The following is a 14145-nucleotide window of genomic DNA, read 5'->3' as shown; positions in this document are numbered from 1 at the left end:
GATTTATGAACATATCAATAAAATTTGTTGCTAAAAAATTAGAACTTAATGAAGAACAAGTTTCAACTGTACTAACATTAATGGATGAAGGTGCTACAGTACCTTTTATTGCTCGTTATCGTAAAGGTGTCACTGGCGGTCTTGATGAAGAAGTAATTCAAAAAATTCATGAAATGTATGTTTATGATGTTGAATTAAATAAGAGAAAGGATGCAATTCTCAAAATTTTAGAAGAGAAAAAACTTTTGACACCAGAAATTAGTCAAAAAATAAACGAAGCTGAGACAAAAGCTGCGGTTGAAAATATTTATGAACCATTTAAAGTTGGTAAAAAAACAAAGGCAACTGAAGCTATAGCTTTAGGGCTTGAACCGCTTGCTAAAATTATTATGGAAAGTGATAATCCTAAATTTAATCCATATAGAGAAGCTGAAAAATATATATCTGAAAAAGTGCCAACTGTTGAATTTGCAATTGAACAAGCTCAATATATAATTAGTCAAATAATTTCTCAAGATGTAAATAATAGAGATTCAATTAAAAACCAAATTTATAACTTTGGTTGAATTATTTGTAAAAAGAAAAAGAATTCTATCGATGAAAAAGAAGTTTTTAAACAGTATTATGATTATAAAGAAAGAGTTAAATTTATTCCAAATCATAGAATTTTAGCTATTTCTCGAGGCGAAGATTTAAAAATAATCACATATGATATTGAAGAATTCAATATAGCAAAAATTACTTATGATTTAAATAATAAATATTTCAAAATTAAAACAACAGGAAAAATTATTCACAATTCAGTTGTTGATAGTTTAGAAAGACTTATTTTACCATCTGTTATAAGAGAAATAAAATCTGATCTCTTTGCACGTGCTGAAGTCGAAGCTATAAAACTTTTTGCTGAAAATGTTGAATCTATGCTTTTATTTCCTGCAGTAAAAAATAAATGAATAATGTCTATTGATCCAGCTTTTGCTAATGGTTGTAAAATTGCAATATTGAACCCACACGGGGACTTTTTGGAAAAAGCATTAATTTTTCCAAATCCTCCTAGATTACAGATTGAAAAGTCAGAGGAAATAGTTAAAAAACTTTTAAATAAATACCCAATAAATATTATTGTTATTGGTAATGGAACAGCTTCTAGAGAAACAGAACATTTTATAGCTAAAATTATTAAAAAATGAAATGAGAATGCAGAAAACAACAATAAATCTTTAAAATATGCAGTTGTTTCAGAAGTTGGTGCTTCTGTTTATTCAGCTTCATCTGTTGCAATTGATGAGTTTCCAGAATTAAATGTAGAAGAAAGAAGTGCAATTAATATTGGCAGGAGATTTCAAGATCCACTTAATGAATTAATAAAGATTGATCCAAAATCTATAGGGGTTGGTCAATATCAGCATGATGTTAATCAAAAAGAGCTTGCCAGTGCTTTAAAATTTAAAGTTGACAAAGCTGTTAACCTTGTTGGTGTTGATTTAAATACTGCTTCAAAACAAATCCTTAAATTTATATCTGGATTAAATGATAAATTAGCACAAAATATTGTTGATTATAGAAAAGAAAATAGAGAATTTAATGATAGAGAAACTCTGCTAAAAGTTAAAGGTATAGGTGAAAAAGCGTATCAACAAGCTGTTGGATTTTTAAGGCTTTATAATTCTAAAAACTTTTTTGATCGTACAAGTATTCACCCAGAATCCTATGATTTAGCTCAAAAAATTGTTGATGAGTTAAACATTGACTTGCAAAATATTGATACAAAATATCTTGAAAATCAAAAAATTAGCGACTTAGCAAATAAATTTGAAACAAATGAGTACGACATTAAATTAATAATGGATTCATTAATTAATCCTACAAAGGATATTCGTGATGAAAAAGATGGATATATTTTAAAAGATTCTGTTCTTAATCTTGAAGATTTAAAAGAAGGAATGATTATTGAGGGTTCTGTTCAAAATATTACTGATTTTGGAGCTTTTGTTTATATAGGAATTAAGCAAGGAGTTCTGATTCATATTTCTAACATGAAAAGAGATAAAAATCATTTTATAAAACACCCTTCAGAAGTTGTTAAAACTGGTGATAATATTAAATTAGAAATAATTGGCATTGAAAAAGATAGAGAAAGAATTCAAGGAAAACTCATTTGATAATCAATTAAAAAATTTATAAATAAGGCATTTTAATATTTTTGTAGCCTTATTTTTATTTTTCAAAAATATTTTAATTATTTTTAGCAGTCATATTATTAGAGTGCTAAAATTATAGTAGTTAAAATAATTTAAAGGAGGCTAAAAATGGATTTTAATTTTGAAGACTTATTTAACAATTTATCAAATAATGGTAATAATAAAAATAATAATAAAGAAAACGATCCTTTAAAAATATATGGTAGAAATTTAACTGATTTGGCAGCAAGACATGAATTAGAACCGGTAATAAATAGAGATGATGAAATAAGAAGGTTGATCAGAATTCTTAGCAGAAAGACGAAAAATAATCCTGTTCTTGTTGGAGAACCAGGCGTAGGTAAAACGGCTATTGTAGAAGGTTTAGCAAGAAAAATTGTTGAAGGTCAAGTTCCTGAAAACTTAAAGAATAAAGATATTTATGAGCTTGATTTAGCAAGCATGATAGCTGGAGCTTCTTATCAAGGACAATTTGAAAAAAGAATAAAAGATGTTCTAAAAAGAATAGAAGAATCAGATGGAGACATAATTGTATTTATTGATGAAATTCATATGCTAGTTGGAACAGGTAAAAATGCAGATGGCGGAATGGATGCCGCAAATATTATTAAACCTTTAATGGCTAGAGGCAAAATGCATTTAATAGGCGCAACAACTTTTGATGAATATAGGAAATATATAGAAAAAGATGCTGCTTTAGAGCGTCGTATGCAAAGAGTTGATGTTTTTGAACCATCAATTGATGATACTATTACAATTTTGCGTGGAATAAAATCTAGATTTGAGAACTTTCATAATGTAAAAATTCAAGATGATGCTCTTGTAGCGGCTGCAAAACTTAGTTCAAGATATATTTCTGATCGTTTTCTTCCAGATAAAGCAATTGATTTAGTTGATGAAGCAGCTTCGACAATAAAAACCGAAATTAACTATGAACCAGAAGAATTAGAAAAAGCAAAATTAAAATTAGCTAAGCTAAATATGGAAAAAATAGCTTTATCTGAAGAAAGCAAAAGTAAACATGAAATAAGAATTAAAGAACTTGATACAGAAATTAAAAATGTCACTTCTTTCATAGATGACTTGCAAAAAAGATGAAATAATGAAAAGAAAAATATTGAACTTTTATCAAAACATAAAAAATATTTAGATGATTTATGATACAAGGTTAATATATATAAAAAAGATACAAATTATGAAGAAGCTTCAAGACTTGAATATTCAGAAATACCAAAATGCTTTGCAAAAATAAAAGAAATTGAGGAAAAAATTTCTTCAACAAGCCAATCATTGATTAGAAATAATGTGACAGCTGAAGAAATAGCCTCAATAGTTTCAAAATGAACTTCTATACCTGTAACAAAACTTTTGGAAAGCGATAAGCAAAAGCTTTTGAATTTAGAAGATGATTTAAAAGGCCGTATAAAAGGACAAGATGAAGCAATTTCTATAGTTTCAAAAGCAATTTTAAGGGCTAAAGCAGATATAAATGATCCAAATAGACCTTTAGCAAGTTTTCTTTTTACTGGCCCAACTGGAGTTGGTAAAACTGAACTTGCAAGAGCATTAGCATTTTCATTATTTGACAGCGAAAAACAAATGATTAGACTTGACATGTCTGAGTATATGGAAAAACATAGTGTTTCTAAAATAATTGGAGCTCCTCCGGGCTATGTTGGTTATGATTCTGGTGGCTCATTAGCTGAAAAAATTAGAAAAAATCCATATACAATACTTCTTTTTGATGAAATTGAAAAAGCTGATAGAAATGTTTTAAACATACTTCTACAAATTTTAGACAACGGTGCATTTACTGATTCAAAAGGAAGAATTATCAATTGTAGAAATCTTATAGTTATAATGACATCGAATTTAGCTTCAAATATTGAAGCACTTGAAGAATTGGATAGAGTTCCATCAATAAAAGCTGAATTATTAAAATTTTTAAGTCCAGAATTTGTCAATAGAATAGATGAAATAGTCAAATTCAACCATTTAAGTAATAAAGATGTTGAACAAATTGTCATTTTAGAAATGAATAAACTTGCAAAAAGAGTTTTAGATTCTAAAGAAATTAAAATTAAATATGACAATAAATTAGTTGAATTTATAGCTAAAAATTCATATGATAAGAGTTTTGGCGCCAGACCAATTAGGAGATATATTCAAAAAAATATTGAAAGTCTTCTTGCTTACAAAATAATTGATGGTTCAGTTGTTCCAAATGTTGAATATGAAATAAATGTTTTTGCTGGGAAATTTATAATTTCTAAAGTGTAAAACAGTCAATTTTTAGAAAAGCATTAATTGCTTTTTTATTTATGCTTAAAAAATGTTTTTTTGTTTTGATAAATAATTTTATTCTATAAAATAGATATGTAATTAGTTGTCAAGCACTTTTACTTGACACCTAGTATTATTACTTATTATAAAGGAGCCAATTAATGGTTAAAATCAGACTTAAAAGAATGGGAAGCAAATTTAATGCTTGCTATAAAATTGTTGTTGCTGATGCTCGTGCTCCACGTGATGGAAGATTTATTGAATCTATAGGTGAATACAATCCACACTCAAAGGCATTTAGAGTTAATGAAGAAGCAACAATCACATGAATTAAAAATGGTGCACAATTAACTCAAACAGTTTTTAACTTATTTAGACAACACAAATTAAATGAAAAAATCAACATGGCATTAAAAGCAGATGCTAAATCAACTACTAAAAAAGCATAATTATTCATGAAAATTAACTTTTTAACACTTTTTCCAAAATACTTTAACGCTTTTAAAAAAGAATCAATAGTTAATAAAGCTATTAAAAATAAGCTTGTTAAAGTAAAAATTGTTGACTTTCGTAAATTTGGTATTGGTCAATATAAACAAGTTGATGACATAATTTATGGTGGCGGTCAAGGTATGCTTCTTATGGTGCCTCCTATTGATCAAGCTTTAGAGTCGCTTAAGAGTCGTGGAGGTTATAAAATTCTTGTTTCTCCACAGGGCAAGAAATTTACTCAGTCAAAGGCTCATGAACTTTCAAAATTAGATGAAATAACTTTTATTTCTGGTAGATATGAAGGTTTCGATGAACGTGTTGTTTCACTTGTTGATGAAGAATTATCAATTGGTGATTATGTCTTAACTGGCGGAGAGCTTCCTTCAATGGTGATGGCAGATGCTATTATTAGGCTAGTTGATGGCGTTATAAAAAAAGAAAGCCATGAATTAGAGTCATTCGAAGGAGAAGGATTATTTGACTATCCACAATACACTAGGCCAAGAGAATACAAAGGTATGATAGTTCCAGATGTTTTATTAAGTGGACATCATGCAAAAATTTATGAATGAAGGAAAAAAGAGCAATATAAAAAGACGTTGAAAAATCGTCCAGACATTATTGAAAGGATAAATCATGAGAAATAAATTAATTGAATTAGTAGAATCAAGTCAGTTACGTACAGACTTCCCAGAATTTCGTGTTGGTGATAATGTAAGAGTTCATGTGCGTATTCGTGAAGCTGGTAAAGAACGTATCCAAGTTTTTGAAGGCTTAGTAATTAGTAAAAAAGAATCAGGCACAAGAGAAACATTTACAGTTAGAAAAGTTTCATTTGGTGTTGGAGTTAATAGAACATTTCCTCTTCACTCACCTTTATTGGCAGCTATTGAAGTAGTTCGTTCAAATAAAGTTAGAAGAGCAAAATTATACTACATGAAAGATCGTGCTGGTAAATCAGCTCGTTTAAAAGAAATTAAAAGAAAATAATAAAAAATCAGCAAAGACTGATTTTTATTTTTAGCTTTTTGATAGGTATTTTGGGATAAAAACTATTTAATTAACTTAACTCTCTTTTTACTTTCAAATTGATAATCAATGGCATAAATTATGCCATCTGATAATTCAATTTTAGGAGCATTTTTGAATTCTTTTTTAGTTGCTAAATAAACTTTAAGTCTTTTACCGTTTGCGATAACATAAGCTCCTGGATTCATTTCAAATGCTCTAATCTTATTTATAGCCTGTTCACATGTTAAACTATTTTCAATAAGAGCTTGTTCTTTTTCTAATTTTGGACTTAGTGTGATTTGTGATTCATCTTGAATTTCTCTTTTTAATAAACCACTGTCAAGATCTTTTAATCATTGGACTATATTTTCACTTGCAATAAAACTCAATTTTTCAAATAATGTGCTAGCTGTATCATTTTCACTAATCTCAATCTCTTTTTTAGCAAAAATATCACCCCCATCCATGACTTTAATCATTTCCATTAAACAAATGCCAGTGACTTTATCGCCATTTAATAACGAATGCTGGATAGGAGCTGCTCCTCTATATTTAGGCAATAATGAACCATGAATGTTCAAATTTAGCTTATTTGCTATTGACAAAATTGAATTTGGAATGTATTGCCCGAAAGCAGCTGTTACTAAGTAATCATAGTCAAGAGTCTTTAATTCTTCAGCTATTTGTCCAATTTTTTCAGGTTGAAAAAGTTGAATATTATACTTTTGTGCTAAAACTCTCACGGGGGTAGGGACGATCTTATGACCTCTAACACTAGGTCTATCCGGTTGTGAAATAATTGCTACTACATTAAAATTGTTAATTATTTTTTCAAAAATTGGGACTGCGAAGTCCGGAGTACCTGCTAAAACTATTTTCATGATTATAATTTTATTAAATTTAAAAATAAATATAAGATTCCTAATCATATTTAATAATATATAATTTAACAATATTCATTTTGACATGAATATTTATTAATTTAATAAAAGGAGAAGTTAATTATGAAAAAAATTAATAAAGTAATATTATCTTTATCAGCTTCTGCGACATTACCACTAGTTTTTGTGTCTTCTTCTTGTGGCGATTCAAAAACTGCTGGTGACAAGAAGAAGGATGATGTAGAAGCACTTGATGATAGCCTTATTAAAAGTGGGGAAGAAGCATTAAGTGATATTGATAGTAAATTAAAATTGAATTATCATTATTTATCAGGCTTTAAAAATGATATATCTAGCTTATTAGACACTTATAAAAAAAGAAGCACAAATGATAATAAGAATAAACTTCAACAAAAAATAAACTACTACAATTCTAAAAAAGAAGAATTTGGAAAATTTTATAATGAAAAAATTTATTCTTTAAAACAAAATATAACAAATATTGAAGGTGTAAATACTGTTATTAAAAATAACAAAAAATTAGCAGACTTCTTCACTTTATTTGGTTTTTTAAATGAAAGTTATTCAAGAATTATTAATAATCAAATAAGTGAATTAGAGAAATTAACTAATTTTGAACAAGTTAGTGAAAAATGAAATAATTTCATAGTTTCAATAATTAAAGATGTTTCTTCATTAGTTGAAAATAATGGTAAATTAATGCAAGATTTAATTGATAGATGAAATAATTTTAACTCTAATTATAAACTTGTTGAAACCATGAAAGAAGGCAAAAAAGTTTCAATACCTTCTTCAAAGTTTGAAAGCTATAAATATACAAAAAAAGGTGAAGAATCACAACAAATAGTTTGACCTAAATACCAAAAACCAGTTTCTGAAGCTGTTAATACTTTTAATGAAGAAATCAAAAAATCTTTAGGTATTAAAGGTTTGTTAGAATTCTTTAATGGTAATGAGTTTAGACAAATTGAAATAAAATTAAAAAACTATAATGAATTAGCAAGTCATGTTTCAAGAGTTAATTATTTTGAAAATAGTGATTCTAAAAAATACCCATTTATTTCTAAGGCTGCTGAGTTTAAAAAAATGTCAGATGCAAATAAGAAAGCTCTTGACTTTTTTGCAAATGTTTCTGATTTAGATCAGGATTTAACCAACTTTAATAAAGAATTATCAGAAGCTTATGAAACATATAAAAATGCTAAAGAAATAGGCAATAAGCAAAATGTTGAATATTCAAATCTCAATTTAGAATTAGAAAAAATTATGTATCTTTATTCTAAGTATGATGATTTAGTGAAAACAATAAATAGACACTTACAATTTTTCAATACTGATAAAAATACTTATGCGGAAGCAATCAAAGAATTAGAGAAAATTTCTACAGAAATGAAATCTTATTTAGATGATCTTACAAAATGGGAAGATTTTTCAAAAATTGACGAATTTAAGGATAAAATAGCTCAATGAGAAGAATCAGTAAAAACCGCTGTGGATAATTCACAAAAAGGTATTAGTGTAAAATCAATTAGCGAATTATCTAATACTTATAATGCATATTTTGAGAAAGATATTGAAAATCAAGATGTCAATGTACTATTTGATCCTTCAACAAATACATTCCCATTAGTTGAAGAATATAAAGATCAATTTAAAGAAGAACAAGTTCAAAAATTAAAAGCTAAATTACCTGAATTAGAAAAAGCATTAACCAAGAAATATTCTGATGAGGATGAAGCAAAGAAATCAATTTATCCATTATTAGAAGAAATAAACAATATTATTGTTGATAAATTGATTGAATTAATGCAAAAGGAATGGCCAGAATATGCTCAAAAAGTTAATAAAGAAAACTTTGAAGCATTTATTAAAAATAAAAAATATGAAAATGGAATTATAAAATCTGTAACTGATGCTAATTTTTTAAATTATAAAATAGGTACTTGAAAATGAGATATAGTTAATTTAAAAGGCTCAAAAATTGTTAAATTTTTAAAAGATTTTAATAGAATAGTTGCTTTAGGTAGATTTCAAAAAGAAGAACAAAAAAACTTTTTTTCATCTCGTCCAATTTCCGCTTACTTTAAAAACTCGCACAATTATAAATTGATAAAAAGTGAAAATAAAACAACCGGAATGGAAATAGAGTTTTACTTTGTTGATATGTCAAGAAGACCTTCTTTAAATTCTGAGTATTCACAGTTCTTACATGGAACAAAGAAAATTGCTAATGGTGTGACTAATCAATCTACTGAAGAATACAAAAATATTAAGTTAAGCATTAACATAAATTAATATAAAATAGACTTAATTAAAAAAGTAAGCTAAAGATATAAACATATCTAGCTTACTTTTTTTAGTATCTTATGGGCTTATATGTTTTTTGTACTATTTAGTTAAAAATTTATAAGAATGATTAATGTGGATATTTTTCATATTTTCTGAATATATATATATATATATATATATATGAATATAAATACATGGATGTATAATAGTGGAAAAATTGAACAATTAAGGAAAAATATAGAATCATGAACAAAAAAAGTATACTTGGCCTATTACCAATTGTGGCCACAACAACTTTACCAATTATTTCTGTTTCTTGTACCAATGAACAAGAGAGAGCATTAGATGAAACTAAAAAAGAAGCTGAAGTAAAAGAATTAGAAAATGCTAAAAAAGAATATACCAAATCACTTACTGATGCTAATGAGTTAAAAAATTCACTTGGTGAAAATCCACTATACTCTGACATAAAATCAAAGTTAGTAACAGCAATCACTAGTGCAGAATCAAAAACTAAAACAAATCCAACAAAAGATTTATACAATCAAGCTAAGGGTGAATTAGATCTTGCAATTAAAACATCAAAAGATGAAAAAATGAAAGTTGATGCTGCCGAACAAATGAAACAAAAAGAAGCAGAAGAGTTAAACGCAGCAAAGACTAAATATGAAGAAACACTTATGAATGCAGAGTCATTTAATGAATCATTAAAAAGTGATAACAATGCCTACAATATAATAAGCCAAAAACTAACAACAGCTATTGAAACTGCTAAATCAACAATTACAGATAAACCTACTAAAGAACTATACATAAAAGCAGAATCAAAACTAAATCAAGATTTAGAAGCTGCAAAAGCAGAAAAAACTGCTGAAGATGAAGAAATCAAGTCTCAAAAAGAAGCTGAAGCAAGAGAATTTGAAAAAGCTAAAAAAGATTTTGAAGAATCGTTATCAAAAGCTAATGAACTTAAGGCTGGACTTGAAACAAATCCATCATACTCTGACATAAAATCAAAATTATTAATAGCAATAACTAATGCAGAATCAAAAACTAAAACAAATGCAACAAAAGATTTATACAATCAAGCTAAAGGTGAATTAGATCTTGCAATTAAAACAGCAAAAGATGAAAAAATGAAAGTTGATGCTGCCGAACAAATGAAACAAAAAGAAGCAGAAGAGTTAAACGCAGCAAAGACTAAATATGAAGAAACACTTATGAATGCAGAGTCATTTAATGAATCATTAAAAAGTGATGGTAATGAATACACTACAATAAGCCAAAAACTAACAACAGCTATTGAAACTGCTAAATCAACAATCACAGATAAACCTACTAAAGAACTATACATAAAAGCAGAATCAAAACTAAATCAAGATTTAGAAGCTGCAAAAGCAGAAAAAACTGCTAAAGATGAAGAAATCAAGTCTCAAAAAGAAGCTGAAGCAAGAGAATTTGAAAAAGCTAAAAAAGATTTTGAAGAATCGTTATCAAAAGCTAATGAACTTAAGGCTAGACTTGAAACAAATCCATCATACTCTGACATAAAATCAAAATTAGTAACAGCAATCACTAGTGCAGAATCAAAAACTAAAACAAATTCAACAAAAGATTCATATTTATCAGCAAAAGCAATTTTAGATGATGCTATTAAAGAAGCAAATGCAAAAGAAAGAGATGCATTTTCAAAATCACTTAATAAATTGACACCTGTTAAATTTCAAAGAGATGGTAATTATTTAACATTAACATTATCAACATCAAAAGATAATTATGAAAAAATTAAATGAGAGCGCTTAAAAATGCTTATTGATAATGGAAATGGAAGAGTTTATGAAGAATATGCAGCACCATTTGATAATTGAGACCAAAGTGATAAAAGTAAGAAACTTATTTATCACATAAGAAAAGTAGATAAAGGTGGAACAGTAACATTTGATATATCTTCAGATCATCAATATAATAATAATGAAAAAGGTAATTATAAAGTAACTTCTGTTCTAATTTCTGGAGATACAAAAAATAACTTATTAGAAAGAGAATCTGAAATAGTTAAAATTCAATAATATTTTTTATAATCGCTTGGTATAACCTAGCGATTTTTTTTATTTAAAAATTACATATATTTTTAGTTTAGAATTTAAATTCAAAAAATAAAGTTATTGATTATTTAAAATCAATATATTAAAATAATGAATGTCAATAAACAAATATTATTAATTTGATCTTTTTATTCCAATTTTCAGATAGTAATACAAAGCATATAACACTATAAATTAGGTTTATTTGTTCATTTAGGAATAATATAATTTAAGTAGAATTTGATCATTTAAATCAAATATACTTTTTAGGAGCAAGCTAAAACATAAAATGTTGTTTTACTTGCTTTTATTTTTTAGTAATCATGTAAAACAATTTTCTTTTATTCTAGTGTATTTTTAAAATACAATGAAATTACATTAAATATAATAAAATTATTATAATAGCTTTAAAGTATTATTTTTTTAAACTCATAGTTAGGAATTAAAATGTCAAAAGATATTATTAAATATACTGCTACCTATTTTGAAAAAACAAAGCAAGTAATTAAAAAACATAGACCAGATAATGTAATAACACTTCAGTTTTTCCAAAGAAAAGACAATTCATTGCTTGCTGGAATGCAAGAAGTATTGGATTTTTTAGAAAAACATACTGATACTTCTAAATATGAAATCAGATATTTAGAAGATGGTACGATTATTCAAAACCGTGAAGTTGTTCTTGAATTAATTGGAAAGTATGAATTCTTTGGCATTTATGAAGGAATAATAGATGGAATATTAACAAGGAGCACTTCTATTGCAACAAATGCTCGTGAGTGTGTTTTGGCTGCTAATGGTAAAAATATCATTTTTATGGGCGATAGAGCCGACCATTATTTAATGCAAGAAATAGATGGAAAAGCTGTTGCGCTTGCAGGAATAACATCTATGTCAACTGATGCTCAAAATGTTGGGAATGAAGAATCCCCTTTTGGGTCAGTCCCTCATATTTTTATTCAAAATTTTGATGGAAATACAGGAGAAGCAATGAAAGCTTATGCTGATGTCCACAAAGATGAAAAAATTATTTCTTTAGTTGATTATCATAATGATGTAATTGCTCAGTCACTTGAATCATTTGAAGCTTTAGGATCTAAATTATATGGCGTTAGAATCGATACTTCAAAAAATATGCTTGATCATATGTTTGATAGAGATGAAGATAAACCTGAAAATTATGGTGTAAGTATTCAACAAGTAAAAAGATTGAGAAAAGCGCTTGATGAAGCAGGAGCTAAAGATGTAAAAATTATAGTTTCATCAGGTTTTAATCCTGAAAAAATCAAAAAATTTGAAGAAGCTAATACCCCTGTTGATTCTTATGGCGTTGGTCAATCAATTTTTAAATTTGGTTGCTTCTTTTCTGCTGATGCAACAGTTTTAAATGGTAAGCCTCAGGCCAAAGAAGGAAGAGGTTATAGAGAAAATCCAAGATTAATTCAATATAAAAATAAAAAAAATTAAAATTATTTTTCATAAACACAAAGTAATATATTTGTGTTTTTTATTACTTTTTTTGTTCTATTAAAATCAAAAATGACTATAAAATAGGTATAAAAATAAAAAATAACAATTATTGAAATTTTGGAAATTTAAATTAAATTAACTAATTGTGGAAATTTTTTAAAAAAATCTTTTTTTTTTTTTTTTGCTATTTATACTTTAGGTTAGTTTGAAAGTATTAAATACACATGGAGTAAGAAATGAAAAAAACACTTAAGTTATCAATAATGTTAACACCTATAATATTTACAAAAATGTTGACATTATTGACAATTTCTTGCTCTATGAATAGTCAAAAAAATGTAACTGCAGATGTTGAAGCTAAAGATAGTATTGCTAATTTAAATTTCTTGTCAAAAGAATTAAAAGATAAATTAAAAAACAAATTGGAAAACAGTGATAAAGGCGGTATTGCAAATATTTTAACTTTAGCAACTGAAATTAATAATGTTATTAAGAGTATTAATACTTCTTTTGGTTCTAATCTAACTGCTGAAGACAAAAATAAATATATTAGACAAGTAGAAGCTTTGGAAACAATAGAAGAAGTAAATCTTTTAGCTACAAAAGTAGAGAATATTAATAATGTTGCAACACTTAAAAATTTACCTGTTGAATTTAAAAATACAGTAAAAAGTCAAATTGAACAATTACTAACAATTAAAAAAATAAAAAATGCATTTGCTCTAGCAAACATTAAAGATAAGTCTTGTAGTGACTTAAAAATCTTTATTGATTTAGACAATAAAGATATTGAAAAACATATAGAAAAAATATTAAAAGCTAATGATTTTGATCAAGTTTCTGCCCTTACACTTATAGCATTTAAAGAAAATGCAATAAAAAGAATTGAATCATTGAATAATAAACTTAATGAAAAGTCACAAGAAAAATATAAAAAATTACTAGAAGAAGCTAAAAATAATTTATCGGTTGACAAAATTATTGAATTAGCTATAGAGGAAGTTATAGGCTTAAAAATTTCCAGTGTCAAGATACGTTTAGATAATGTTAGTCACCCTGATGGCAGACATTATGTATCTCCTTCAGTATCAATTAATATAAAAGCTACAAACAGTGAGAAATATAATTTGAATAAAGGCAAGTTATATAATATGAGTTTTGTTTGACCAGAAAATAATGATCCAAACAAAAAAGGAGAATTTAGTTCCATAGCTAGTGATTTTAATAATGGAAGTCTTAATAATGAAAATGATTACATATTCAATATTGAAGCAGAAAAACTATTTAATGTTAAAGGCGTATACGAGATAAGAAAAATATCATTAGACGAAATAAATATTTTAATTAAAAAAATATATGTAAATATTAATTAGTAATCTAAAAATAGCAAAAACAACTATTTTATAGGTTTAT

Annotated in this window: 10 protein-coding genes; 9 read left to right on the top strand and 1 reads right to left on the bottom strand. The window is 26.6% G+C overall.

All coding sequences use genetic code 4. The features are described from left to right. The first annotated feature begins 5 nt into the window (after positions 1-5). From JS510_RS02670 to rplS, 5 genes are all read left to right on the top strand, one after another. Complete coding sequence (locus JS510_RS02670) at positions 6-2165, top strand: Tex-like N-terminal domain-containing protein (RefSeq protein WP_205517218.1); 2160 nt, start codon at positions 6-8, stop codon at positions 2163-2165. Positions 2166-2309: 144 nt separating this feature from the next. Beyond that, positions 2310-4481 carry an ATP-dependent Clp protease ATP-binding subunit gene (locus JS510_RS02665; RefSeq protein ID WP_205517217.1) on the top strand — a complete coding sequence of 724 codons (2172 nt, stop codon included), beginning with the start codon at positions 2310-2312 and terminating at the stop codon, positions 4479-4481. Positions 4482-4645: 164 nt separating this feature from the next. Further along, a complete protein-coding gene (rpsP, locus tag JS510_RS02660) occupies positions 4646-4933 on the top strand; it encodes a 30S ribosomal protein S16 (RefSeq protein ID WP_205517216.1) in 288 nt (95 codons plus the stop codon). Between the two features lie 6 nt (positions 4934-4939). After that, entirely contained in the window at positions 4940-5623 is a 684-nt protein-coding gene (gene trmD, locus JS510_RS02655; protein ID WP_205517215.1) for a tRNA (guanosine(37)-N1)-methyltransferase TrmD, read from the top strand. After that, positions 5613-5966 carry a 50S ribosomal protein L19 gene (rplS, locus tag JS510_RS02650; RefSeq protein WP_205517214.1) on the top strand — a complete coding sequence of 118 codons (354 nt, stop codon included), beginning with the start codon at positions 5613-5615 and terminating at the stop codon, positions 5964-5966. Before trmD ends, rplS begins: the two co-directional genes overlap by 11 nt. A 62-nt stretch (positions 5967-6028) precedes the next feature. Here the strand turns inward: rplS and fmt are convergent, their stop codons facing one another. Then, positions 6029-6868, bottom strand: coding sequence for a methionyl-tRNA formyltransferase (fmt, locus tag JS510_RS02645; RefSeq protein ID WP_205517213.1), 840 nt, complete (start codon positions 6866-6868; stop codon positions 6029-6031). Between the two features lie 123 nt (positions 6869-6991). Between fmt and JS510_RS02640 the strand changes: the two genes are divergently transcribed. From JS510_RS02640 to JS510_RS02625, 4 genes are all read left to right on the top strand, one after another. After that, a complete protein-coding gene (locus JS510_RS02640; protein ID WP_205517212.1) occupies positions 6992-9184 on the top strand; it encodes an HsdR family type I site-specific deoxyribonuclease in 2193 nt (730 codons plus the stop codon). A gap of 239 nt (positions 9185-9423) precedes the next feature. Then, positions 9424-11247 carry a Vmc-like lipoprotein signal peptide domain-containing protein gene (locus JS510_RS02635; protein ID WP_205517211.1) on the top strand — a complete coding sequence of 608 codons (1824 nt, stop codon included), beginning with the start codon at positions 9424-9426 and terminating at the stop codon, positions 11245-11247. A 462-nt stretch (positions 11248-11709) separates the two neighbouring features. After that, the gene (locus tag JS510_RS02630; protein WP_205517210.1) at positions 11710-12729 is read left to right on the top strand and encodes a nicotinate phosphoribosyltransferase; all 1020 of its coding nucleotides are present in this window, start codon (positions 11710-11712) and stop codon (positions 12727-12729) included. Positions 12730-12968: 239 nt separating this feature from the next. Beyond that, on the top strand, positions 12969-14105 hold the full coding sequence (locus JS510_RS02625) for a hypothetical protein (protein WP_205517209.1): 1137 nt from the start codon (positions 12969-12971) through the stop codon (positions 14103-14105). The last annotated feature ends 40 nt before the right edge of the window (positions 14106-14145 follow it).

The organism is Mycoplasma tauri (genome assembly GCF_016925555.1).
GTDB classification, from domain to species: Bacteria; Bacillota_I; Bacilli_A; order Mycoplasmatales; family Metamycoplasmataceae; genus Mycoplasmopsis; species Mycoplasmopsis tauri.
Note: the sequence above shows the minus strand (reverse complement) of the source record. Positions and strands in the feature narration are given on the sequence as shown.